The sequence below is a fragment of the Methanobacterium sp. genome (genome assembly GCF_038562635.1).
Classification (GTDB): domain Archaea; phylum Methanobacteriota; class Methanobacteria; order Methanobacteriales; family Methanobacteriaceae; genus Methanobacterium_D.
In genome coordinates this window covers 2,290,170-2,314,788 of record NZ_JBCFBO010000001.1, presented here as the reverse complement: position 1 = coordinate 2,314,788, position 24,619 = coordinate 2,290,170, and the positions used below count along the sequence as shown (strand labels likewise).

Sequence of the window (24,619 nt, the reverse complement as noted above, 5' to 3'; positions counted from 1 at the left end):
GGAATAAACTAAGGTTTCTTAAACTAAATACACGTTATTGCATGGAAAAAAACAAAATTTTTTTCAAATATATAAAAATAAAAGAAATGATTATGTCTTTTACTCAGCCTTCACTTCTGATTCCATGAAGTCCTTTAAGTCCCTAACTGTTGACATGAAGCTTGCAGGGAACACTATGGTAGAATTCTTCTCACTTGCTATCTCAAGCAGCACCTGTAAGTTACGTAATTGAAGCGCTATTGGGTGTGCAGTTATTATATCTGCAGCATCACCAAGTTTTTGGGCTGAAAGGAATTCACCTTCAGCAGAAATAATTTTAGCTCTTTTTTCTCTTTCTGCTTCAGCTTGTCTTGCCATGGATCTCCTCATTGTTTCAGGTAAGTTGATATCTTTAATTTCTACAGCAGTGACCTGTACACCCCATGGTTCGCTGTGTTTATCAATTATCTCCTTAATTCTTTCGTTTATCTTTGAAGTTGAAGATAAAACATCATCCAACAGGAATTGTCCAATTACATTTCTCATAGTGGTCTGAGCAATCTGGTTAACTGCTCTGTTGTAATTTTCAATTGCAACAACTGCATCATACGCGTTAACAACCTTAAAATATGCAACTGCAGCCACATCAATTGATACATTGTCCTGAGTTATTATTCTTTGGGAAGGAATAGGCATAGTGACAATCCTAAGGGATACTTTATCCAACCTATCCACTACAGGAATAATCAGGCGCAACCCAGGATCTTTAACCCCTATTACTCTACCAAACCTAAAATGCACCCCTCTTTCATATTGATTTACTACACGTATTGAAAGACCTAAAATAATCAAAATTATAATTCCCACAATAAAAAGCGTTACGAGATCAGCCATTTTGTTACAACCTCCTATCACATCTTAGTCACGTTAACATCAGTTATGTAATAACTATCTATTAAATATAAAGATTAAAGTATGATTAAAATACTAAAATAATTTTTGATTATATGAGAAGATTATAATTTTTACTTTAAGTCAATATACTAATAGAAATGAGTAACGCTTTAAAATTTAAGTTCAGTATATGAATTAACTATCAAGTAACAATCAAATACAAAAAAAATAAGTTTAATTATTAAAAAAAGAGTGAAGTGTCGTGAAAATCATTATTTTCAAGACTTATTAATTAAATTAAATTTAATTTAAGTTTATTCAACATCTTCAACTATATCAGCAAAACCGAAGTTTCTTCTTGTTGAGTTAATTTTGATTTTAACTTCATCGCCCAGTTTTGCTCCTGATACAAAGACAACAAATCCTTCTATTCTTGCGATTCCGTCGCCATCTCTTCCAACATCTTCAATTTTAACATCGTATTCATCTCCTACATTAATAGGAGCTGAAGGTCCTTTATCTGAGAAATTATCTCTTCCGTAATTATTTCTAAACAATTCATCACATCCTAATAAGCTAGAAAACTAGCTTAAAATATTCTTTATTTTAGAGATATATAAATATTGTTATTAATAATTTCAAAAAGATTGATTTTATCTAAGATAAATGATCAATTTTATACAGATTATTTACATAAATAAAAATATGATTGGTATAATGTCAGACTCACATGATAATTTACCTGCAATAAGGGAAGCCGTCAAATTTTTCAATGAAGCAAAAGTAGAATTAGTAATACATGCTGGAGATATGATTTCACCATTTGCTGCTAACGAAATTAAAAATCTCAATGCAGAATTTAAAGCCGTTTTTGGGAATAATGACGGCGAACGAGATGGTTTACGGCATTTTTTTAAGGTATTTGCTACCACAATGATTTTCAAGAACTTGAATTGTATGGAAAAAAAATTGCAGTTATTCACGGCACAACTGAGGATATTGTGACAGCTCTCGTTAAAAGCGGGAATTATGATATTGTTATACGGGGACATACACATAAACTAGAAGTTAAACCGGGAAAATGCATGATGATTAACCCTGGAGAAATATGCGGATACCTGTCTGGTAAAAAAACGGTTATACTGCTTGATCCTGAAGATTTAAGCTATGAACCTATTGTTTTATAATAATTAATTAACAGATCGTAACTATTTTATCGCCCCTAAAGTAATAGGATACTGTAAATTTTGTATCCTGAAGTAAGTTTACATGTTTTAAAGATTAATTCCATAATTACAATTTAACATAAAATATAATTCGTGCACACGATTATAAGACATGAGAGAAAGTTATATACTATGTTGTATACATTATCAAAAATCTTAAATTAACTGTTTAATAATTGAATATGAGACAAAATTAGTAATGTTAAATATCACAACCAATATTAAAATTTTATATATGTATAACTCAAATAAGGGCAGAAAATATGAAACATAGCACTTTGATCTTATCACTCGTAGGATTTGGGATTCTCGTAGCTATGGTTCTGATTATAGGGCCAAGCAAAATTGTAAGTGCAGTTGAATTAGCAAATCCATGGTATCTGCTTCTTGCAGTACTTATACAGTTTGCAATTTATGGTTTATGGACCCAACGATGGGCAATAAATGTGAATTCTGTAGACATTAACATTAAAAAAATTCATCTCCTTCCCATGTTAATGGTAGGTATGGCAATTAATAACCTAACTCCAAGCGGAAGAGGGGGAGGAGAACCAGTAAGAGGATATATATTAAGTAAATACTCAAAAACCACCTTCGAAAAGTCTTTTGCAACAGTGATAGCAGATAGAGGACTTGATACATTTCCTTTCATGGTTTTAGCCGTCATAACCATAATTTCTCTAGTTTTATTCATGACTTTATCAGAACTAGTAGTAATAGGCCTTACAATTGCAGTTATAGCCCTGCTTATTCTATTTATAGTGGCATTATACATGTCCATAAATAAAGAATTCGGTAAAAAAGCCACATTATGGCTTGTAAAGGTAATAAAACGATTTTCTAGAAAGGAACACAGTACACTTGAAGAAAAAGCATTAACTGTTATTCATGGTTTCCAAAACAGCATGCGGACCATGATAAAAGATAGAAATGTTTTGATGTATGGACTCCCACTTTCCTTTATAATCTGGATTTTTGAAATATTAAGAGTTTACATTGTATTTTCCGCATTCAACGCGGAAGTATCACTCCTATTAATAGCAGAAGTTTTTATAATTTCTACCCTGCTTGGAATGATACCCCTTCTTCCAGGAGGCCTGGGTGCAGTTGATGGTGTGATGATAATTTTATTTTCTGCTGCAGGTGTTCCACCATCCATAAGTGCTGCAGCAACCATAGTTGAAAGGCTGATTTCATTCTGGATGACCACAATCATAGGTACTGCGATACTTCCTTATTTTGGAACAGGCGTTGTAGACAAAATTTTTAGTAAAAACAGTTGACAAAAATCAGAATACCTAAAATAACCCGGATATATGCCCAACTCTACTTTTTAGTAAAAATAAGCTCAATGTACAATATTTTTTCTATTTATAAATTTTAAATATGAAATTGATAATATTTTAAATATTATTATATGATATACTCTAAATAAACATCTTAAATTAGAGGATCGTGCATGAATGATGAAGATCTGTTTAAAAAACAGCAGGGTAAATTTAAAATACATTCCACTACTGGAAAGATAGAAGGACATAGTAATTTAAAAGAAGAACTATTGCTAAAAACCAGTATTTTAGACATGCATGTTGATCCTATTTTCCTGCACGATATTAAAGGAAACTGCATTTACCTAAATGAAACAGCTTGCAAGTTCATGGGTTATACTAAAGATGAATTAATGAAAACAAATCTTTACGATTTAAATTTTCCTGAATTTTCTAAATTAAATCTTCAATCAGAAGAGCTTGTGAAACAAGAACTAAGATTCCAATCCACTCATTTTAAGAAAGATAAATCGATTATACCTGTAGAAATACATTCAAAACTCATTGAAGTGAAATCTGAGAAACTTATTCTCAGCACTGTCAGGGATATTACAGAACTTAAGAAGACCGAGAAAAACTTAAGATGGAACATTAATCTAATTCGATCTGTGGCAGAAAATTCCCCTCTGGCTTTTTATGTTATAGATAACAAAACTGATTCTGTTTTATACCTTAATCATAATTTTTGTAAATTATGGGGTTTAAAAGGGCTTGAAAAAGGAATAAAAGAAGGTAAACTTAAAAATAAATAGGTCATATTAAAAATATTGCCTTTGGCAGAAGATAAAGAATACTTTATGGAAACATGCGCGCCACTTCACCACGAAGAGAACAGATCAACCCTGGAAGATGAAATTTCACTTACAGATGGCAGAATTATAAGACGGTTCTCTAAACAAATTAGAGATAAAGAAGACCACTATTTTGGAAGATTGTTTATATGTGAAGATATCAGCGAACGTAAAAAAATTGAGAATTCTATTAAAGACAGAGAAGAACATTTAAGCTTAATTACAGATAATATGCTGGATTTAATGTTCCAGGTTAACAGTGAAGGAATTTTTGAATATGTAAGTCCTTCTATTAAAGATCTACTTGGATATGAAGCAGAAGATATCATTGGTAAAAGGGATTATGAATTTATCGGCATGGCCCATCCCGATGATTTTGAAATACTTATAGATACAATTCAATTAGTTATCCAAACTTTAAAACCAAACAGAATACAGCACAGGCTTAAACACGCTGATGGACATTATATTTGGGTAGAAACCGTTGGAAATCCCCTTTCTAATAGTAAAGATGAATTTTCAGGGGCAGTGTATATCACCCGCGATATTAAAGAACTTAAAAAAGTAGAGACTCAACTTAAATCTTCTTTAGAGGAGAAAGAAGTGCTTTTACGGGAAATTCATCATAGAGTTAAAAACAACATGCAGATAATAAGTTCTCTTTTAAATCTTCAATCTAAATATTTAAATGATGAAAAAACAGTAAATATTCTCAATGAAAGCCGAAATCGAGTTAGATCCATGGCAATGGTCCACGAGGAGCTTTATCGATCTCGTGACCTTTCAAAAATTGATTTTGCAGATTATATCCAGAGATTATTATCTGGACTTTTTAATTCATACGGAATTGATAAAAACTTTATAAAGCCCGAAATTAATGTAGAAGATGTTCTTCTAAATATAGACATTGCTGTTCCCTGTGGTTTAATTATAAATGAATTGGTTAGTAATTCTTTAAAACATGCTTTCGTACAGGGACAAAAAGGAAAGGTATCCATTAAATTCCATCCTCAAGATGAAAAATACGTGCTTAAAGTTGCCGATGATGGAATTGGATTTCCTGAAAATATTGATTTTAACAATACAAAAACATTAGGATTGCAGCTGGTAACTACCCTTGTAAAACAGCTGTCAGGTAGTATAAATATTTATAGAGATACAGGAACCCTATTTAAGATTGTTTTTTAAGGCAGATAAAAACCTTTACAGTATTCATAAAATTTCTTTTAATTAACGGTTCAAGTGAAAAATTATGCCATTTTTAATTAAATAAAACAATAATCTGCCATTTAATCCAATAGATAATTGTCATCATCAAATCTCTTTTAAATTTATCAAAAAATCAAACATGAAAACATACTATTTCACAGGTACGTTTTGCTTAACCTTGCAAAACGAAGTTTTGCATGCCCCAAAAAATCTTAATTTTTCGACGGCACTCGAAAAAATCAACGATTTTTTCAGCATCCCCAACACGAAGCATTCGAAAATCTGTGATTTTCGATGAATGCAAAAAATTTCATTTTTTGCTGTTACGAAACTTTCAATTTCGTAAACGTCAAAATTTTTCTAAATTTTGACAGTGTTTGAGGACTTTTTCCTAAAAAGTTAAACAGAAAAATATATAACTTCTTTTTAACTGACTATCAGACGGTGATTATCATGGAAATAAACGGAGTAGAAATAGAAGATACTTTTGCTGAAGCATTTGGAATACAGGTTTCACGCATACTTGTAACTGCAGCTACCAAAAAGCTGGCTAAAATAGCAGCGACAGAAGCAACCGGTTACGGAACATCAGTTATCGGTTGTCCTGCAGAGGCAGGAATAGACTGCTACGTCCCGCCAGAAGAAACCCCTGACGGAAGGCCAGGTTACATGATCATGATCTGTAACATGAGCAAGAAAAAACTTGACCATGAGTTATTAGAACGTGTGGGAATGTGTTTACTAACCGCTGCAACAACTGCAGCATTCGATGCTCTTGATGATGCTGACGAGAAACTAAACGTAGGATTCAAACTGAAATTCTTCGGAGACGGTTTCGAAAAAGAATTAAACATAGATGGAAGAACTGTCTACTCAGTTCCAATTATGTCTGGAGACTTCTTAGTTGAAGGTGAATTCGGAATTAAATCAGGAATAGCTGGAGGAAACTTCTTCATAATGGGAGACAGCCAATCATCAGCATTAATAGCAGCAGAAGCAGCAGTAGATGCAATTGGAGCAGTTGAAGGTGCAATAACTCCATTCCCAGGTGGAGTAGTAGCTTCAGGTTCTAAAGTCGGATCAAACAAATACAAATTCTTAGGTGCTTCCACCAACGAAAAAATGTGTGTAACATTAAAAGATGAAGTTGAAGACAGCGACATCCCAGCTGACGTAAATGGAGTATACGAAATCGTTATTGATGGTGTAAGCGAAGAAGCTGTTAAAGAAGCAATGAAAGTTGGAATCGAAGCAGCGACCAAAGTCCCAGGTATCTTAAAAATAAGCGCTGGAAACTTCGGTGGAAACCTCGGTACATGCAACATCAAGCTTCACGAAATTTTCTAAATGTGATTCTCAAAAATCTATTTGAGGACCATCTTTCTTTTTTTTGACAATATTTTTTTATAGTATAATCCAGATTAACTTTCAATTTTCATCTTTAATAATCAAAAATACTTTCTTTAATGGATTTAGATAGTAACAGAGATATACTAAAAATTCCAAAATTTTTAAAAAATAATTAATAGTAATCATATAAGCAGCTAGAACTGGGAATGATTTAACATGACACTGGACTAGGTAAGTTTAATAGGTAGATCCTTATCAATAATATTTGACTGTTAAACATTTGAGAGTCCAGAAATATTTAAGCCAATTTAAATAAGCATATAGAAGGGATTACATTGCCTTATATCGTATGTACTAAATGTAACGGATATTACAAGCTTCAGGAATGGGAATCACTAGATGATTTTAAAGAATGTGAGTGTGGAGGCGATCTAATACAGGTTGATTCGTTGAATATACCTTATAACACTGAAAGAGTAAAAACCATCGTTGAAACGTTTAAAAATTCTGAACCTGATGAAAAAAATACTGATTCAAAAGGAAATAACAAATTAAGTATTAGCGTTGACCACACAGACGGATTAACTAAACTATTAAAAAGTAAAAGGCCTTCTAAAAAGGGTTTTTCTGTAGAAGAACAAAGATCCATATTTAAAGAAATTGCATTAATTCCAGAATTGTATGATTTTGAATATATAGGCCCAATAGATGACCATACAAAATTACAGATTATCAAAATACTTGCAAAGGTTGTTAACGAGGGTAAAGGAGTTATAGATGCTACCAATGAAATCAAATCGAAAACATCGCTAAATTCTGAGGATGCTGAAAATATAAGTAAGAACGAGATAAGTAGAATAAAAAATCTTGGAAACTGGCGTATTCATAAAGAAAAAGGATATAAATACTTCAAAATATCTAAATCTCTCAATACATGCGAAAAATGCCGTAAAGCATATGATAAAAAGATATTCAATATAAATGAAGTTAAAATGCTTCCCCCATTACACCCCCTGTGCAGATGCAACGCCATATTCATAAAATAAATAAAAATAGTAAATACGCTAATTTTCTTCCTTAAATATGTAGCCGCATGAAGAACATCTATATTTACCTTCTTTGGATTTATATCCTGTTGATGATTTATGTTGAGGCCCGCCAATAATTCCTACGGTTCCTGAATCCTTCAAAATATGTTTATCCTTACAACCACACTTAGGACATTTTTTGCTCAGCAATTCTGCCTTCATATTTTCACCTACTGATTTTATTCATTATCATCAGGTTGACTTTCAACAACTTCCCATATTTTCTCTTCAGGTAAATTGACCCCTAAAAGTATGCCTTTATTATCAAGCGCTTTTTCAATTTTCTTAATGGTCTTGACGTCTGGTGCAGCCACTGTATGAGAATGTATCTGTCTTGATATTTTGTATAATGACTCAACAGACCTTCTTGCGTCTGGCCTTTTAAGTTCATCTTCACAGTTTTTAACATCTTCTTCTGAACTAACGTACAGGTTTCTGGTTACGATTTGCCTAACTCCAGGAAGATAATGCTTTGAATCTAAAATTCTGCCTTTAAGCCCTACTATTATCTTTTTATCATCGAGATTAGTTACTTCATGTCGAAGAAGCAGTTCTACAACCCTACCAAATTCCTGAATTTTAGTTTCTATTTCTTCTTTAGATAAATTAACGCCTAAAAAGAACCCTTTAGCTTTCAACTCATTTTCAACATTTGCCAGGCTCTTAGTATCAGGCCCTGTAATTCTATGGGAATGAATTCCCCCACCTGAAAGAGAATATAACCTTTCTAAAGATTCCATCTTTTTTGAATCTTCATCTAGACTTTTTAAAAAGTTATCCATGTCTTCAATTCGAGATAATCCTATGTTTCTATGGAGTGATTCATGGAATCCTGGCAAATAATATTCGATATCTTCCATTGTACAGCCATGTTTTAAGATTATTTCAGCTTCTTTGCGTATATCACCAACAGCATGAGATTCTGTAATTTTAATCTCAGGTTTTACGATGACTTCCACAATTCTTCCATGTTTTCTTGCAGCTTCTTTTATCTCATCGTCGTTTAAATTAACTCCTAAAAGTAAACCTTCTTTTTTAAGTTCTTCTACAATCCTATCCAGACTTTCCCTGTCCTGCCCTGAAATCCAATGCGAATGAATTCCACTTACCGATTCATATACCCTTTGCAGTGAGTTTTTTCTTGAGGGATCACGCTCTAAACTATCCATAAACTTGTTTAATTCGTCCATTTTAGAAATCTCAATTTTCCTTGCAAGGGGTTCCTTAAACTCAGGTAAATGATATTCTATATTTTCCAGGGTAGCCCCATATCTCAGTATTATTTCGGCTTCTTTTTTGATATTTGAAACACCATGCATCATGGTAATTTTCATGAGGGTCGGCTGGATAGCAGCGAAATAAATATCTTCCCCACCGCTTGTTTCAGGCGATATAACTTTATCTGCTCCAGATCTGTAAAGTCTTTTGATATTTTCGCTTTTACTTGCCCTTGCAACTATCCATATCTCTGGATGCAGTTCCCTTGCAGTTAGAGTTATGAATAGATTATCAACATCTTCACCTGTGGCTATTATAATGCCTCTTGCTTTTTTTATCCCTGCAGATTTAAGGATATCCTCATCTGTTGCATCTCCAGGAATTGCAAGAACCTCTGGTTCTTCCCATAATTCTTTTTCTATAATATTCCTATTTCTCTCAATTATTATTGCTTCCTGGTTCCTTCTTTGAAGCTGTTTAAAGACTGCACTGCCAACTCTACCATATCCACAAAGTATAAAATGATTTTTAGCAGCGGCTATCCTCCTTCTTTGCCTGGAACCAGAAGTAACTTCTTCTACAGCCATTGAAATCACCGTTAATGCTAAAGTAAATACATAAGCAACTAAACCAACTCCTCCTAAAACCAGCGTTATTGTAAAAAGTTTTTGAACAGGAGTAATTGGGATAATATCCCCATAACCAACAGTTGCTATCGTTATAACAGTATAATATAATGAATTAATTATATCTAAATGCATTATATACATAGATCCAATTATACCATAAATAAACAGCGCCATCAATGCAACTAAAGCATAAATCAATATAGAATACGAAATAATAGGCATATTTTCTGATTCTATAATTGGGAGCAGATTTATTCGGGCCACTAAATCACCATGCAGCTAAATATTAATCTATCAAAGCAAATTAAGGTTATAATTAAATAATTTGTTTTATAGATTATATAACTAGTGATATTTGATTAAACTTTTAATAGATAAATAAGTCGTGATAATATGACTCCAAAGGATATGATGGCTGTTGATAGTAACGCAGAAGAATTAGGCATTTCTAAGCCCGCGCTTATGGAAAATGCAGGTAAATCCGTAGCTGATCACATAATTGATATTTTAGATCCATGTAAAATTGTGATATTTGCAGGTACTGGAGGTAATGGTGGTGACGGATTTGTTACTGCACGGCATTTACTAAATAACGGTTATAATGTAGAATTATTTTTTATAGGTCACTCTGACAGAATTAAATCCCCTGAAACTCTTCAAAACTGGACTGCAATCCAGAATATAAATTCAGACCTAAATTCTCTTAAAGTAAAAAGAATTGAAGATTCATCCACACTTAAAAAAGTCACCGCCCCAGTTATAGTTGATGCACTGCTTGGAACTGGAGTTAAAGGCAAGCTTAGAGAGCCAGTTTCAAGTGCAGTTGATATAATAAACAAATCTGAAGGTATCAAAATTGCAGTTGATGTACCAAGTGGATTAGATCCATTGACAGGAAATGTACAAGATAAAGCTGTAGAAGCTGATTTCACACTTACATTTCATGAAATAAAAACAGGGCTTAAAAAAGCTGCCGTTAGATATGTTGGAAATGTTATCCTGTATGATATAGGCATTCCAAAAGAAGCTGAAATATTTTTAGGTAAAGGAGACCTATTAAGGCTCAAAAAAAGGGGCATGACCTCCCATAAAGGTAACAACGGAAGAGTTCTTGTTATAGGTGGCAGTCGAGATTATTCAGGTGCTCCAACACTTGCAGCTCATGCAGCATTCAAATCGGGAGTAGATTTAGTCCATGTAGCATGTCCTCAAAGCGTAGCTCTCCCAATTAGATCCTATTCACCCGATTTTATCGTCCATACGCTTTCTGAAGAGATCATCGTTGAAGAAGATGTAGATAAAATAGTGGAACTTTCCAAAAATGTAGATTCCGTTGTAATTGGCTGCGGCATGGGTCGTGATGCAGAAACAGCTGCTGCTTTAAACGAAATATTAGGGGAAATTAAAAAACCGATGGTAATAGATGCAGATGGTTTAAAATTATTATATAATGATATACTCCATGAAATAGAAAATGAAGTAATAGTTACCCCTCATTCTGCAGAATTTAAAGCTCTTTTCGGTTTAGATGTTCCAGAAAGACTTAACGATAAAATGGAAATTATCTCAAAGGTTTCAAATAAAAATAAATGCGTGGTTCTCCTAAAGGGAGCTCTTGATATCATTTCAAATGGCGGAAAAACAAGGTTAAATAAAACTGGAAATCCTGGAATGACAGTTGGTGGAACTGGAGACTGCCTTGCAGGCCTCACTGGAGGACTACTGGCTAAAGGGCATGATGCATTTGAAGCTGCCTGTCTTGGAGCTTACATAAACGGAAGAGCTGGAGACATGGCTTCAGTAAAATATGAATATCATTTTACTGCAACTGACATGATGAAGTACATTGACGACGCTTTTAGATAAATAGGCGCAGTAATAGCTTTATAAGATAAATGCATGCAATATATTTAAAAATTATTTTTATTTTTTGAAATTAACTCTTAGTGATTAAAAAAGAATAATTTAGTTAAAAGAATCCTAATATCTGCGCAAGTATTAAAAGCAGAACTCCCCATATTCCTCCAAACCCTGCAATAAGAACCGTCAGTATATTTATAGGGATATGGACAAACGGAAGTATATTTACCAGGAACAGAACTATCCATCCAAGTATTACATGGACAAGTATTTTAAGCAGTAGTCCTGCGATTTTAAACAGAATTCCAAGTGCTGCAAATGCAACAATTAGTATTATGATTCCAAGCACTATAAGTTCTATAGACATTTTATCACGTCTTTATATTAGTTAAAGAACTTAATAAAGTTTTTGTGGATTTATTTTTGCTTTTGGGGAAAAATGGTTACTAAAAATGAATTTTATTATAATTAATTTTTTGATTTTACAAATTTTATAAAAGCTCCAATATTAACATATTGTGTTAAATATACATTATAACCTTTTTAATAACAAAACAATAATTTAAAAGACTGTTTTATTGCTCAAATCGCGTTTTAATATATCCTCAAAATACATAACCATAAGTTTATCCCGTAGCACAGTAATTTAAATGATATAAAAAATGGAGATGTTTGTATCCTTAAAAAAAATGTTCTAATAATTATTCTGATAATAACCATATCTTCATTCACTCTTTCAGTATCAGGATGTGTTAATGAAAAATCCAAAGGAACTCAAGAAATGGTTAAACTTCAGCCCCCATCTAAAGGTGTTTATCACAGTGCCTTCCCTAATTTTGGAGGTTCTGAAGACAATGTAACTTCACAAAGAATCAGCAACTTTGAAAAGTTGACGAATAAATCCATTGTTTGGGCAGCTTTTTCAGATAACTGGGGTGAAAGTAATATTACATTCCCCAGAGCGGCTGTAGAGACTATCCATAATCAAGGTGCTGTTCCTTACCTTAGAATGATGCCTAGGACCAATCTTGATGAAATTGACGACTCTAATCCCGTTTATAAACCTGATCCAAAATATAGTCTCCAGAAAATAATAGACGGAGATTTCGATAACCAGTTAAGAGAATACGCTCGTGAAGTAAAAAAAACAAACATACCCATAATAATTGATTTTGCATGTGAAATGAACGGCAACTGGTTTTACTGGAGTGGAATTTGTAACGGAGGGAAAACTAAAGATAAATACGGTGATCCTGCTCTGGCTGATGGACCTGAAAAGTATCGTGATGCATACAGGCATATAATAGACATATTCAAAGAAGAAGGGGCAAACAATGTTACATGGGTCTTCCACGTCGATGCATATTCAGATCCCTCGGAATCATGGAATAATTACAGCGCTTATTATCCTGGAGATAACTATATAGACTGGATTGGTGTAAGTGCATATGGATCTACGTATGCAGGTGAAGAAGGGGAAAATTTCACCGAAATTATGGATAACACATACCCCCAACTGGAATCTATATCCAAAACAAAACCACTTGCAGTTTTGGAATTTGGAGTTAATGAAGGGAAAGATAAACCCCAATGGATAAAAGAAGCGCTTGAATCAATAAAAAATGGGAAATATCCAAAAATTAAAGCTGTAAGTTACTGGAATGAAAATTGGGAAGAAGACGACGGAACTACTTCTAAACTAAGCATAGATTCATCTAAAGAATCTTTAGAAGTATATAAACAAGAAATAAGTGATCCTTTCTTTATCGATAAACCAATATTCAATTAAATAGCCTTTATTTTTTAGATAACAACCATATATTAATCCATAGGATAATGAATATTTAAAAAAGGTTTAAATATGATAAATTTTATTTAAAATAGTATAAGATTCAAAATGCAAATAAAAAAATAAAAATAAAGGACATCAGTCCTTTTTACATATTTTATTATAGGTTGCAGCCTGCATACCGTAGTTTTTGACCATTCCAGTCATTTCACGCTGATCTATTCCTTTGTCTTCAAATGAAACAGCTTCTTCACTGTAAATACTGTAAGGAGATTCCCTTCCAAGTATCCTCAGGTTTCCTTTGTGGAGTTTCACTCTTACAGTTCCAGTTACCCGTCTCTGCATGTTATCAACTGCACTATCCATGTCTTCCCTTAGAGGATCGTGCCACAGGCCATCATATACAAGCTCAGAATACATTTCAGAAATGTATGCAGCAAATTTAAGCTCGCTTCTTGTAAGTGTGAGCTGTTCTAATGCTTTGTGAGCATTAATAAGTAAAATTGCCCCAGGTACTTCATAATTTTCCCTTGATTTGAGGCCGATTATTCTGTCCTCAATGATATCAATTCTACCAATACCATGCTTACCTGCAATTTGGTTGCATTTTCCAATTATGTCCAGAGGATTCATCTCTTCATTATCTAAAGCTACAGGAACCCCATTTTCAAATTTAATTTCCAGTACCTGTGCTTCATCTGGAGCATCTTCAGTTGAATTTGTCCAGCTGAATGCTTCTTCTGGTGTTTCAACCATTGGGTCTTCGAGGATATCTCCCTCTATTGATCTTCCCCATATGTTTTCATCGATACTGTAAAGCTTATCAGAAGCAAGAGGGATACCATGGTCCTTTGCATATTTTACTTCTTCAGTTCGTGTAAGGTTTAAATCTCTTATTGGAGCAATTATATCTGCATTGGATCTAGATCTTATCATAGCTTCAAATCTAAACTGGTCGTTACCTTTACCAGTGCATCCATGAGCTATTGCATCTGCACCTTCTTTTTTAGCAAGTTCTACGATTTTCATTGCTATTAACGGCCTTGCAAGTGCAGTGCTTAATGGGTATCCTTCATATAATGCATTAGCTTTAATTGCTTTGAATATAAAATCTTCTGCAAATTCATCCTTTGCATCTATGGTATAATGTTTTGAAACGCCTATTTTATCTGCAGCTGACGCTGGTCTTTCTATTTCATCTTCGGGCTGTCCTACATCTACGCATGCTGTTACAACTTCCATGTCATATTTTTCTTCAAGTAACTTGATGCACACTGATGTATCTAGACCTCCACTGAATGCGAGAACAACTTTTTTCATTATTTCACCTTGATTATTTATATGAGTCTATAAAAATATAAGATAACTATAAACAATTATCAATTTAAACTTGGTGGAAGTATGGCTATCAAAAATATAACTACAATATCTAATGAAACTAAGGGAGAAGTTGAAAAAAATATTCACTTAATGGAACATATACCTAGAAGTGAAATCCTTGGTGATTTAGTTCATACCGCAAAATCTGGAACTCCTCTTTTAAAAATAGGCCAGGGTTTTCCAAAAGTAATGATAACTGCAGGTATACATGGAAATGAACTTCCACCACAGGCAGCTGCAGCCAGGGTTATAACAGATTTATCAGACCATGATCTAAATGGAACAGTTTACATAATACCTTTTGCAGTGCCCCATGCCACCATGGAAAATTCAAGGAGATTTAAAGGAGTGGATATGAATAGAGCTGCCTCAAAGGGAGGTTTTATATCCAATAATATATTAAATGCCATTAAAGACCTTAAAATAAGTGCAGTAGGTGATTTTCATTCCACCAAACCAGGGAGCAATCCCGGAGTTGAAAGTGTTTTTTGTTCTAAAAGCCCATGTTATAAAAGTTATTTGATAGCAAAGTACATAACAGAGTCTACTTCTTCAAAAATAATATGCCATAAAGAAGCCGGCGCCCTGTACAATGGAGCGCTTGAAGATGAATGTAATCTGGAAGGAGTCCCAGCCGTGACATGTGAAGTCGTGTCACAAAATGGGTTAGTAACCAATAAAAGCCAGGAACGGTCTTACTTACAGATGATATCCTATTTAAAATATTTTGATATAATTTAGATTTAATTTCAGCATCAATTATCCATTATTTTTCTATTACAGTGATTAAAATGCCGTCTTACAAAAAACATGCCCTTTTCTCCTTAATAATAGCAATACCATTCGTTCACGATATTTTCTATCTTTCACTTGCATTAATTGGAGCGTCCATGATAGACATGGACCACCACATACGGAAGAATGATCTAATTCTTCTAGCTGTATTAGGGGTTTTACTGACACTTTCGCTTTATATTTTAAAACTGCCATTTTTAATAGGAATTTCATTAATTGTAATGGCATTTATCTTCTATTTGTCAAAACACAGAGGATTTGTACATTCCATATTCGGAGTGCTGGTTCTGTCATTTTTACTTGCTTTTTCCATCATTGGAATTTATGCGTTACTTCACGGGTTTAATATAGATGAGAAGATCAGTCTAATTGTAATTTCTGTTATTTTAGGCACTGTAACTTTAAATAAAAAATTTTTACTGCCTTTTTTTATTGCGGTGCCTGTTGGAATAATTATAACAAAAAATCCAGACTTAAACATGCTTTATGCGTTTTTAGCCATATTAATTGGGTCTTTAAGTCATATACTACTTGATCTTTTCACTCCCAGTGGAATACGATTATTTAGCCCATTATCATCTAAAAAATTTAAAAAAAATTATGGAACCATTTTATTTATATTATGGGTATTTTTAGCGTTTATTTATGTTTTTAAGTCAAACAGTACCCTATTTTGATTTAAGATCATGAAGTTAAAGTGGTTCCTGTTTTTGAGTAATAAATTAGGGTACACTAGTCATCCAAAGATAAAAGAGGTAGCTTTATATATCATGTTTTATCATTATAATTACATGATATAATGGTTGATTTTCAAGGTGATGGCCGAATTTCACCTTAAGCCATAAAAATTAAATGATTACATTGTTTGCAATATTAAAGAGGTTACTCCATGAATATCATATTCAAAATGTTTTATGCAATTGCTTATTTCATCGTACTTATTATAGAGATTATAAAAGCTACTTTAGATGTAGCAGGAAGAACGTTGAATGGTAAAGTCGAACCAGAAATAATAGAAATTGAAACTGAACTTAAAAGGCCAATTTCTCAGGTTATACTTGCAAATAGCATAACTTTAACCCCAGGTACACTTTCAATTGATGTAGATACTGAAAACTGCATTATAAAAGTTGCAACAATTGTTCCAAGAAAAAAAGAGGATGTAATTCCCTTTGAACCATATATTAAGGGATGGCTAGAGTAAATACAAAGGTGTTAAAATGGATATACTAACGATATCTGAATACATTTTGATGGGGGCACTTGCAATCTATGCAATTGCTACAATACGGATTTCAACCAGGAAAACCATATCCATGGGTATTGTAGGGCTGCTGGGTTTGAGTATTGCAGTAGCAACATTATTAGTTTTAATAGGACAGGTTTATGGAATATTATATTGTGAGACTATAGCCCTTGCACTGGTTATTCTGGGCCCTATAGGTACCATAGCGTTTTCAAAGGTTATACGGGGATGGTAATTTGGATGATATAATAACTTTGATAAGATCAGCGGTAATGATAATAGCTGCAATCCTCATAGTCCTTACAGCAATTGGACTAATTAGATACAAAGATGATAAAGATAAAATTCTCTATGCAAGGATACACATGCTTGGCGTCACAGATATGGCATGTATCATAGCGTTAATTGCCCTTTACCAGCCCTTTTTAGCTATTATATACTTATTCCTTACACCGCTTGCATCTCATGCTATAGCTAATGCTTATTATTATGGAGAGGAAAAAAATGATTGAGTACATATTAATGATTATAGCAGTCTTCGGAGCAATTATAGCTTTAATTCAAAGAGATCTCCTTAAAGCTGCCATCTTAACTGGAATTTCAGGAATTGCAATTGCTTTCCTGTTCCAATACTTACTGGCTCCAGATGTAGCATTGACTCAAGCAATTGTAGGTTCAGCTATAATACCTGTATTTATTGCACTCGCAGTTAAGAAAACACGTAGAATGGAGGAAGAATAGTTACATTTATTGCATTTTGAGGGATTATCATGGTTATAGATACACAGCTTGCATCGTTTTTTACATCAGGGGCATTAATAATAATAGGAATATTTGCCGCTTTATTTATTGATAATTTAATAAAAAAAGTCATAGGGCTAGCCTTCATTGCAGATGGGGTAAATCTATTCATTATCACAATGGGATACAAAGCCGGCGGGATCGTGTATATTTTCATGCCAGGCATGGTAATTGACCAGTTTGCCCAAAATGCATCATATCCACTCCCATTTGCTTTAGTTCTCACCAGTATTGTAATTGGGGCAAGTACACTGGCCGTAATGCTCGGTTTAATAATAGTATTATACAAAAAGTACGGGTCAATAAACGCATCAAAGATTCTTGGAGAGTAAAAAGATGTCCGGAATAAAAAACACAGATATTCAAAATCACATTAATCTGTCTTTGAATACGCCTAAATGGTTAATGGGAGGCAAACTATGAACCCATTAATTCCACTCATGGTTATAATTCCAATTACATGTGCATTGCTTTTAAACCTGTTCCATACAAAGGACCGTATTGTAAAAATACTCTCAATTGTAGTAGCTTTAGCTTTACCGATTATACCTTTAGTTACAACCTACGGTTTTCACTACGTAGGAGGGTACAGCACATTAGCAAATAGCCCCACGCTAGCACAGGGATTACCGGCTTTCATTACAAATTCTGCATTAAACATGTTCCACATGGGTATAGTCTATTCATTTGGTAGTGCTCAGCAGATTTTAATATTTATATTGGGCTTAATTGCATTTTTAGCAATCTTTACGTCTTTAAGCGAAACAAAAAAAGCTTCTGGAGTCTATGCATTCCTGATGTTTATGGGAACAGCTGCAATGACCGCAATTCTTCTTACAGACGACATATTCAACCTTTATGTCTTCTTTGAAATTGCAGCAATGGCACAGGTTGGTATTGTGGTTGCATCTAAAATTAAAGGTAGTTACGAAACTGCCCTAAAATACATGATTCTAGGAAGTATTGCTTCCCCATTGCTATTACTCGGAGTAGCGCTCCTTCTAGGAGTTACAGGTAACGTTAACATAACCGATATAGTTTATTCCCTACAACATGGATTAGTAGATCCTAAAAATCCAGTACTGCTTATGGCGTGCGCACTTATAACATTTGGATGGCTTTATGCATCGGGACTTCCGCCATTCCACACCATAAAATCAGATATATACAGTAAAGCTTTGCCTCATGGAGCTGCTTTGCTTCAGGTATTTTCAGTATTTACACTTGCAGCACTGGGAGTCATAATCCTCAGAATATTCTCATACCTGGCATTTTCAAAGGTGTTTATAATAGCCATATCTTTAGCTGCAATGATACTCAGCATAACTATGGCACTCATGCAGACCGACGTTAAAAGGATTATTGGATATCTCGCTGTTGGTGAATTAGGTTACATCGGATTAGGACTTGGAATTGGAACTGCTGCAAGTATAACAGCAGGACTTTTCCAGGCAGTAAATGAAGCAGTGATAACCGCTTTCTTGTTTATAGGATTCGGTACTATCCTCTATAAGACAAAAGAAAGTGATATCCGAAAACTGGGAGGAATGATGGCAGAAGCACCAAAAGCAGCCTTACTCGTATTCTTAGCAGGGCTTGCAATGGCAGGTGTTCCACCTCTTAACGCGTTCCAAAGTAAATTAATGTTGATTCAGTCCTCTTTAAGTGCAGGAATACCTGAACTGGGTATAATCATGATACTTCTAAGTATTGTGACATTTATGACATTTATGAAGGCATTTTATGCCGTTTATATGAGGCCTAAACCAAGAGAACTTGAAATCAAAGAGGGTAAAATACCTAAAGCAACCATATTCTCTCTGGTTGTACTCCTGATTGTGTGTATTATATTAGGTCTTTTCCCGCAGGTTGCAACTGGTTTCCTGCAGGGACTAGCAAATAGCTTGGTAATATAAAATAGAGGGATTCTATGGGCATTTATGATATTATAATAAACAGAATAAAGAAAGTTCAAGGACAGGATGGAGAAGATAAAGCTGTAACCAGTATTGAAGCTTCATCAATGTTAGCAGCAGAAATAACGCTTTTATCATCCCTTTTGGTTGCAGTGATAATGTTAAGATTCTTCAGCAATGCTTTAATGATTGTTGCAGTTCTTCTGGTAATTGTAATAGCATTTTTTGCAATGCCGGTCATGCCAAAATTAAAAGAAGAACAAAATGATTCACTTAATGGAATGGTATTCTATACAATTTTAGCGCTGGGAATCATTTCAGTATTGTTCTACTGGGGGAGTTTAAATGTCTGAAGGTTTAAGGAACCTTATTGCAAGTATTTCATTATTATTATTCGCTGTGACACTATTCCATGCCATATATGGGTTTGACCAGATATTGAACCCCGGAATAAGTTATATTTATAACTGGATAGGCCCCCATATCGCTCCAAACATGGTTACAAACGTAGTATTCGACTGGAGAGGATATGATACACTTGGAGAAGCACTGATACTTGTAACTGCAGTTGTTGTTGTACTGCTTATATTTGGAAGAGGAAAGGTTGATTTCGGTGGGGAGGAAGACAAATGAGTACAATCCTTAAATTATTTGTATTTCCAATATCACTCATAATAATTCTTATAGGCATAAATACAATCCTTGGAGGACATATAACCCCTGGAGGAGGATTTCAGGGAGGTGCAATGATAGCAGGAGGTATAATATTCTGTATCATTGTCTACGGACTGGAAGAAAGTCCCATTAAAATTTCACACAACTTTATGGCATCCCTTGAAAGTGCAGGCGCTTTAGGCTATATATTTTTAGGGCTTGCAGGATTGGTATTCTCAGGGTTCTTCATGTATAATCTTGGTGTTGATCTTTACAATATAGTACCGCAATTTATACAAAACCTGTTTGACTATCCTGACCCAGTACATGCCGGAATTATACCCTACCTAAACTTTGTAGTGGGTTTAAAAGTGTTAGTCGGCCTAAGCGCAGTGGTAGTAGCTTTCTTAGAGAGTGACAAACTTCTTAGAAGCGATGAACAAAGTGACAACCTTTTTGGAGAGGATGAACAATGATTTTCTACCTTGGCCCATTGGTGCTTGGATTTCTGCTGGGATTCATATTAGGAACGAGAATAAAACCAGTCCCAAAAAGTAAATTGAAGTTTGATAAAGAAGTTTACGCCATTGTGGTAATTGTAGCGATCATAATAGCTTACTACCAGGGACCTTTCCCATATTATCAGGATCTTCCTTTAGCATCAGGAATTTTATCAGGTATTGCAGGTATAATAATTGGTAAATTAACTTTCGGGAGATAATAAGACTTTAAAACAAGATAGTAATAATGTCTAAAAAAGATTGATTTAGAGTTAGAAGTTGAGTGTAGTAAGTACACTTCAAGATAATCAAAGATTCAAGTCACGTTTAAACATTCGAAAAAAGAGTTAGAGGGTAAAGATTATGTTTTTATCAACCAAAAAATGCGAAGGCATCGGAGAATGTATCAAAGAATGCCCCACAGGTGCCATTAGATTAATAGACGGTAAAGCATTCAGCTGTATTACCTGTGGCGCTTGTGAAGAAGCATGCCCCAACAGAGCTATTTTTAAAAATAGATATGGAGGTTATGTTGTTGATAGGGCAAAATGTAATGCATGTGGAGTCTGCGAGTTAACCTGTCCTGTAAGCAGCATATCAATTGAGGGGGATCTGGTAAAAGGGATATGCTCTAGATGTGGAATATGTGCAGACACCTGCCCAATTGGTGCCCGTGTTGACGCGTATGACGTAATAGAAGACAGACAAATTAAGTTCCTTGAATCTTTAAATCTTACAAACCCGCCGCAGATAAGGGTTAAAAAAGAAGAAGGAAAAGCAAGCAGAGTCAACGTGATTACAGACACGCAAAAGTGTACATTCTGCGGTAGATGTGAATACTACTGCCCAACAGATGCCATTATAGTCAACAATAACCTTGAAGGTGTGTGCCAGGAATGCAGAATATGTGAAGATGTATGTCCAGCCGGCGCCATATCCAACGGGACAATTGATGAAACAAAATGTACTCTCTGCCTTAAATGTGTTAAAGAATGTCCAAACAATGCAATAGCCATTGAAGACTTTAAGATCAAAAGGAATACTGACTCCAAAGAAGCTGAAGGCTGTATTATTTCATGTTTAAACTGTGGCTTGTGTACCGAAGCATGTTCACATGGAGCACTGCAGATGATAAATGGTAAAATACGTTATGACCCTTCACTTTGTGATGAATGTGACACTATGGAATGCATAGATGCTTGTCCAGTAGGGACATTAAGAGTATCCGATGAAAAAGAACGGCCTATTAAAGGATACTGTGTTTCATGCGGCAGATGTGTTAAGGCATGTGATGTAAATGAAGCAAGGGGCTTCAAAACAATTACATGGAAAGGTGATGTGTCTGAAGATTGTATATCCTGCGGCATATGTTCTGAAATATGTCCAAAAGACGCAGTTACTCTTAAAAGGGGAAGTATAGAAGTAGATCTTGAAAAATGCGTGCTATGTGAAAAATGTGCAATTCACTGCCCTCAAGATGCAATTCCGCAAACCACCATGAGAAAAAAATCTATAAAAGATGGTTTTGTATTTGTAGAAAACAAGTTATGTATGAACTGTAAACTTTGTATTAAAACCTGTCCAGAAGAAGCAATTACTGAAGATGAAATGGGGAGAGTTACAGTAGATGATTCAAAGTGCATATACTGTGGTGCATGTAGCAATGTATGTCCTGCACGAGCCATACTATTTGAAAGAGAATTCGAGGTAGCAAAATGAAAAACTTAGGCATCATATTTTTAGAGGGAGTATACAGCAACGTAAAAAGGATTCTTTTCGCATCAGATCGAGTAACTGACATGGAACTTCGAAATAAAATCCTAAATGGAGAAATTGTTCCTACAGATAAGGTTGCTGAAGTACCCTGTATTGGATGTTCTGGATGTAAAAATGTATGCCCAACAGGCGCGATAGAAATGGTAAGCCTTGAAGAACCTGTTGAAGTAATAGAAGGCATCATTAAAAAAGAAAAACCAGAGCTGAATACTTTAAAATGTGTGCATTGTTATCATTGTCATGATTTTTGTCCGCTTTATGCATTATTCGGAGAAGCGGGTACTATACACCCAAATGATGTTGGAGACGTGAATCCAGATATAAAAGAGCTTCTTGAAAAGCCAGTTAAGATATCTGAAGACAAAATAGCTTATATTTCCAAGTTTCTCTCTGACAACGCAGTAATAAGAAAAAGAGAAGATCAAAATTCTAAATAATAATTAATCACTAAGAGGGATGAATTTGAGCCTAAAATCATATTCAAGAGCAAGAGCCGTACATGTGATGCTTGTATATACTGGAGGATGTAATGGCTGCGATATAGAAATAGTAAACTGTATACTTTCACCAAAATACGACGCAGAACAGTACAAAGTATTTTTAACATGGAACCCCAGGGAAGCAGACGTGCTTGTAGTTACAGGACCTGTTACAAAACATGTAGAAGCACCTTTAAAAGCAATTTATGAATCAATTCCAGAGCCTAAAGCTGTTGTAGCAGCAGGAGCATGTGCAACAATGGGCGGAGTTTACAAGAACATCCATGGAGATATTCCCTCTGAAGAAATAGCCGGACCTGTTGATCAGATCATACCAGTAGATGCTAAGATCCCAGGATGTGCCGTAAGGCCAGAAGATGTCTTATCTGGAGTTGTATCAGCTTTACCTTTACTATTAAATGCAAAATAAAATTATTGGATTATACTTAATGAATTAGGGAAAAATAAGCTTATTTAGCAGGGATATATTATGAGTAACAATAACCAGGTTAACAGCAAAGTAATCGAAACAGAAGTTCCTCTAGGAACAGTACACTCTGCAGCATTAGAACCATACAGGGTAAGATTATTTGTTGAAGATGAATATGTAAGAGATGCAGAGATAACCATAGGTGTCAACCACAGGGGAATTGAAAGAATAATGGAAGGGCTGCCTGTTGAAAAGGCAAATGCCCTTACAGAAAAAATATGTGGAATATGTTCCCATATCCACATCTGGAACTCATGCCTTGTAGCTGAAAAAGGGCTTGAAATTGATGTTCCTCCAAGAGCAGAATATATACGGCTTATTATGAGCGAACTTGAAAGGTTACACAGCCATTTACTTTATCTAGCCCATGGATGCGAAGTTTTAGGTCATGAAACGTTTTCAATGAGGATATTTTACATAAGAGAGACTGTAATGGAACTCCTCCGAATGATCGGAGGTAACCGTGTCCAGTACGGTGTCCCTGTAATTGGAGGTATAAGACCTCGTTCAGATCTAAATGAAATGAGGATACAGAAAATCAGCGAAGGCATGGATCTCATCGAAGAGAAAATGACAGAATTTGCAGACAGATTCACAAGAGACCCCATGATCATGTCCCGTATAACAGGAGTTGCTGCACTTAGTAAAGAAGATGCCCTTAGATTAGCTGCAACAGGGCCAACACTCCGTTCAACAGGAGTTGAAGTAGATTTAAGGAGAGACATGAGGCAGTATGACCCATTTGAATTTGAGGTAATTACTCAAGATGATGGGGATGTTAAATCCAACCTTTTAATGCGTGCACTTGAGATTTTTGAAGCCATAAAAATAATAAGGCAGGCTGTTAAAGACCTTCCAGAAGGAAAAATCACAAATAGAAGCTGGGAAATGCAGGATACAGGTATAATAAGAAGTTATATAGAAGCACCAAGGGGTAAACTCTACCACTCTTACAGATTAGAGGATGGAAGAGTAAGAAATTCTATAATCAGGACACCCTCTATAACAAATATAAATGCAATGGAACATGCCTGTATAGGAACTCACATAACCGAAGCACAATTAGCAATAGTTCAGTGCGATCCATGCTTTACATGCACTGACCGTGCAATACAAATAGTGGATCATCCACTCAAAAAACCAAATAAACAGAACAAGATCATCTAAACTTATTCAAATTTTTAAAATTAATATCAACAAATAAGTCTAATAAAAGTTAGG

General features: G+C 34.6%; 31 protein-coding genes. 25 read left to right on the top strand and 6 right to left on the bottom strand.

Annotated elements, in window-relative coordinates:
- Window positions 1–99 precede the first annotated feature (99 nt).
- Entirely contained in the window at window positions 100–873 is a 774-nt protein-coding gene (locus AAGU07_RS11345; RefSeq protein WP_342459185.1) for a slipin family protein, read from the bottom strand.
- 314 nt (window positions 874–1,187) lie between these two features.
- On the bottom strand, window positions 1,188–1,430 hold the full coding sequence (locus tag AAGU07_RS11340) for a TRAM domain-containing protein (RefSeq protein WP_048081795.1): 243 nt from the start codon (window positions 1,428–1,430) through the stop codon (window positions 1,188–1,190).
- A gap of 160 nt (window positions 1,431–1,590) precedes the next feature.
- Between AAGU07_RS11340 and AAGU07_RS11335 the strand changes: the two genes are divergently transcribed.
- The 7 genes from AAGU07_RS11335 to AAGU07_RS11305 all read left to right on the top strand — a co-directional run bounded on the left by AAGU07_RS11335 (window position 1,591) and on the right by AAGU07_RS11305 (window position 7,823).
- Entirely contained in the window at window positions 1,591–1,878 is a 288-nt protein-coding gene (locus tag AAGU07_RS11335; protein WP_342459184.1) for a YfcE family phosphodiesterase, read from the top strand.
- Window positions 1,827–2,060, top strand: coding sequence for a metallophosphoesterase family protein (locus AAGU07_RS11330; RefSeq protein ID WP_342459183.1), 234 nt, complete (start codon window positions 1,827–1,829; stop codon window positions 2,058–2,060). The genes AAGU07_RS11335 and AAGU07_RS11330 overlap by 52 nt, the downstream gene beginning before the upstream one ends.
- Before the next feature lie 302 nt (window positions 2,061–2,362).
- Window positions 2,363–3,382: a UPF0104 family protein gene (locus tag AAGU07_RS11325; protein WP_342459182.1), complete on the top strand. Its 1,020-nt coding sequence runs from the start codon at window positions 2,363–2,365 to the stop codon at window positions 3,380–3,382.
- Window positions 3,383–3,558: 176 nt separating this feature from the next.
- Entirely contained in the window at window positions 3,559–4,179 is a 621-nt protein-coding gene (locus tag AAGU07_RS11320) for a PAS domain S-box protein (protein WP_342459181.1), read from the top strand.
- A gap of 15 nt (window positions 4,180–4,194) precedes the next feature.
- A complete protein-coding gene (locus AAGU07_RS11315; RefSeq protein WP_342459180.1) occupies window positions 4,195–5,406 on the top strand; it encodes a histidine kinase dimerization/phosphoacceptor domain -containing protein in 1,212 nt (403 codons plus the stop codon).
- Between the two features lie 474 nt (window positions 5,407–5,880).
- Window positions 5,881–6,774 carry a formylmethanofuran--tetrahydromethanopterin N-formyltransferase gene (gene fhcD / locus AAGU07_RS11310; protein ID WP_342459179.1) on the top strand — a complete coding sequence of 298 codons (894 nt, stop codon included), beginning with the start codon at window positions 5,881–5,883 and terminating at the stop codon, window positions 6,772–6,774.
- A 338-nt stretch (window positions 6,775–7,112) separates the two neighbouring features.
- The gene (locus AAGU07_RS11305; protein WP_342459178.1) at window positions 7,113–7,823 is read left to right on the top strand and encodes a minor capsid protein; all 711 of its coding nucleotides are present in this window, start codon (window positions 7,113–7,115) and stop codon (window positions 7,821–7,823) included.
- 18 nt (window positions 7,824–7,841) lie between these two features.
- Here AAGU07_RS11305 and AAGU07_RS11300 read toward each other — a convergent pair whose 3' ends face one another.
- Window positions 7,842–8,027 carry a hypothetical protein gene (locus AAGU07_RS11300; protein ID WP_342459177.1) on the bottom strand — a complete coding sequence of 62 codons (186 nt, stop codon included), beginning with the start codon at window positions 8,025–8,027 and terminating at the stop codon, window positions 7,842–7,844.
- 17 nt (window positions 8,028–8,044) lie between these two features.
- A complete protein-coding gene (locus tag AAGU07_RS11295; protein ID WP_342459371.1) occupies window positions 8,045–9,934 on the bottom strand; it encodes a 3H domain-containing protein in 1,890 nt (629 codons plus the stop codon).
- Window positions 9,935–10,105: 171 nt separating this feature from the next.
- On the opposite strand from AAGU07_RS11295, the gene AAGU07_RS11290 reads away from it, so the two are divergent.
- Window positions 10,106–11,578: an NAD(P)H-hydrate dehydratase gene (locus AAGU07_RS11290; RefSeq protein ID WP_342459176.1), complete on the top strand. Its 1,473-nt coding sequence runs from the start codon at window positions 10,106–10,108 to the stop codon at window positions 11,576–11,578.
- 103 nt (window positions 11,579–11,681) lie between these two features.
- On the opposite strand, the gene AAGU07_RS11285 is transcribed toward AAGU07_RS11290, so the two are convergent.
- Window positions 11,682–11,939 (bottom strand): pro-sigmaK processing inhibitor BofA family protein, encoded by a 258-nt coding sequence (locus AAGU07_RS11285; RefSeq protein ID WP_342459175.1) that lies wholly within the window; start codon window positions 11,937–11,939, stop codon window positions 11,682–11,684.
- A 414-nt stretch (window positions 11,940–12,353) separates the two neighbouring features.
- On the opposite strand from AAGU07_RS11285, the gene AAGU07_RS11280 reads away from it, so the two are divergent.
- The gene (locus AAGU07_RS11280; protein ID WP_342459174.1) at window positions 12,354–13,361 is read left to right on the top strand and encodes a glycosyl hydrolase; all 1,008 of its coding nucleotides are present in this window, start codon (window positions 12,354–12,356) and stop codon (window positions 13,359–13,361) included.
- A 138-nt stretch (window positions 13,362–13,499) separates the two neighbouring features.
- Here AAGU07_RS11280 and AAGU07_RS11275 read toward each other — a convergent pair whose 3' ends face one another.
- The gene (locus tag AAGU07_RS11275) at window positions 13,500–14,681 is read right to left on the bottom strand and encodes an argininosuccinate synthase (protein ID WP_342459173.1); all 1,182 of its coding nucleotides are present in this window, start codon (window positions 14,679–14,681) and stop codon (window positions 13,500–13,502) included.
- A gap of 81 nt (window positions 14,682–14,762) precedes the next feature.
- Between AAGU07_RS11275 and AAGU07_RS11270 the strand changes: the two genes are divergently transcribed.
- The 16 genes from AAGU07_RS11270 to AAGU07_RS11195 all read left to right on the top strand — a co-directional run bounded on the left by AAGU07_RS11270 (window position 14,763) and on the right by AAGU07_RS11195 (window position 24,565).
- Window positions 14,763–15,482 carry a succinylglutamate desuccinylase/aspartoacylase family protein gene (locus AAGU07_RS11270; RefSeq protein ID WP_342459172.1) on the top strand — a complete coding sequence of 240 codons (720 nt, stop codon included), beginning with the start codon at window positions 14,763–14,765 and terminating at the stop codon, window positions 15,480–15,482.
- 50 nt (window positions 15,483–15,532) lie between these two features.
- Window positions 15,533–16,213 carry a metal-dependent hydrolase gene (locus tag AAGU07_RS11265; protein ID WP_342459171.1) on the top strand — a complete coding sequence of 227 codons (681 nt, stop codon included), beginning with the start codon at window positions 15,533–15,535 and terminating at the stop codon, window positions 16,211–16,213.
- A gap of 212 nt (window positions 16,214–16,425) precedes the next feature.
- Window positions 16,426–16,740, top strand: coding sequence for a Na+/H+ antiporter subunit E (locus AAGU07_RS11260; RefSeq protein WP_048082106.1), 315 nt, complete (start codon window positions 16,426–16,428; stop codon window positions 16,738–16,740).
- Between the two features lie 16 nt (window positions 16,741–16,756).
- Complete coding sequence (locus AAGU07_RS11255; protein WP_048082105.1) at window positions 16,757–17,017, top strand: monovalent cation/H+ antiporter complex subunit F; 261 nt, start codon at window positions 16,757–16,759, stop codon at window positions 17,015–17,017.
- 1 nt (window position 17,018) lies between these two features.
- Window positions 17,019–17,294 carry a cation:proton antiporter gene (locus AAGU07_RS11250; protein WP_342459170.1) on the top strand — a complete coding sequence of 92 codons (276 nt, stop codon included), beginning with the start codon at window positions 17,019–17,021 and terminating at the stop codon, window positions 17,292–17,294.
- A complete protein-coding gene (locus tag AAGU07_RS11245; RefSeq protein ID WP_342459169.1) occupies window positions 17,287–17,523 on the top strand; it encodes a DUF4040 domain-containing protein in 237 nt (78 codons plus the stop codon). Before AAGU07_RS11250 ends, AAGU07_RS11245 begins: the two co-directional genes overlap by 8 nt.
- Window positions 17,524–17,552: 29 nt before the next feature.
- A complete protein-coding gene (locus AAGU07_RS11240) occupies window positions 17,553–17,915 on the top strand; it encodes a cation:proton antiporter subunit C (RefSeq protein ID WP_069585018.1) in 363 nt (120 codons plus the stop codon).
- An 87-nt stretch (window positions 17,916–18,002) separates the two neighbouring features.
- On the top strand, window positions 18,003–19,499 hold the full coding sequence (ehbF, locus tag AAGU07_RS11235; protein WP_342459168.1) for an energy conserving hydrogenase EhbF: 1,497 nt from the start codon (window positions 18,003–18,005) through the stop codon (window positions 19,497–19,499).
- Between the two features lie 14 nt (window positions 19,500–19,513).
- Window positions 19,514–19,852, top strand: a complete 339-nt coding sequence (locus AAGU07_RS11230; RefSeq protein ID WP_342459167.1) for an energy-converting hydrogenase B subunit G, EhbG — start codon at window positions 19,514–19,516, stop codon at window positions 19,850–19,852.
- Window positions 19,845–20,132: an EhbH gene (locus AAGU07_RS11225; RefSeq protein WP_342459166.1), complete on the top strand. Its 288-nt coding sequence runs from the start codon at window positions 19,845–19,847 to the stop codon at window positions 20,130–20,132. The genes AAGU07_RS11230 and AAGU07_RS11225 overlap by 8 nt, the downstream gene beginning before the upstream one ends.
- Window positions 20,129–20,629 carry an MnhB domain-containing protein gene (locus tag AAGU07_RS11220; RefSeq protein ID WP_342459165.1) on the top strand — a complete coding sequence of 167 codons (501 nt, stop codon included), beginning with the start codon at window positions 20,129–20,131 and terminating at the stop codon, window positions 20,627–20,629. The genes AAGU07_RS11225 and AAGU07_RS11220 overlap by 4 nt, the downstream gene beginning before the upstream one ends.
- Complete coding sequence (locus AAGU07_RS11215; protein ID WP_342459164.1) at window positions 20,626–20,874, top strand: energy-converting hydrogenase B subunit J; 249 nt, start codon at window positions 20,626–20,628, stop codon at window positions 20,872–20,874. Before AAGU07_RS11220 ends, AAGU07_RS11215 begins: the two co-directional genes overlap by 4 nt.
- 142 nt (window positions 20,875–21,016) lie before the next feature.
- Window positions 21,017–22,372 (top strand): 4Fe-4S binding protein, encoded by a 1,356-nt coding sequence (locus AAGU07_RS11210; protein WP_342459163.1) that lies wholly within the window; start codon window positions 21,017–21,019, stop codon window positions 22,370–22,372.
- A complete protein-coding gene (locus AAGU07_RS11205) occupies window positions 22,369–22,866 on the top strand; it encodes a 4Fe-4S dicluster domain-containing protein (protein ID WP_069585004.1) in 498 nt (165 codons plus the stop codon). The genes AAGU07_RS11210 and AAGU07_RS11205 overlap by 4 nt, the downstream gene beginning before the upstream one ends.
- A gap of 25 nt (window positions 22,867–22,891) precedes the next feature.
- Window positions 22,892–23,338, top strand: coding sequence for an NADH-quinone oxidoreductase subunit B family protein (locus AAGU07_RS11200; protein WP_342459162.1), 447 nt, complete (start codon window positions 22,892–22,894; stop codon window positions 23,336–23,338).
- Between the two features lie 60 nt (window positions 23,339–23,398).
- A complete protein-coding gene (locus AAGU07_RS11195) occupies window positions 23,399–24,565 on the top strand; it encodes a nickel-dependent hydrogenase large subunit (RefSeq protein ID WP_342459161.1) in 1,167 nt (388 codons plus the stop codon).
- The last annotated feature ends 54 nt before the right edge of the window (window positions 24,566–24,619 follow it).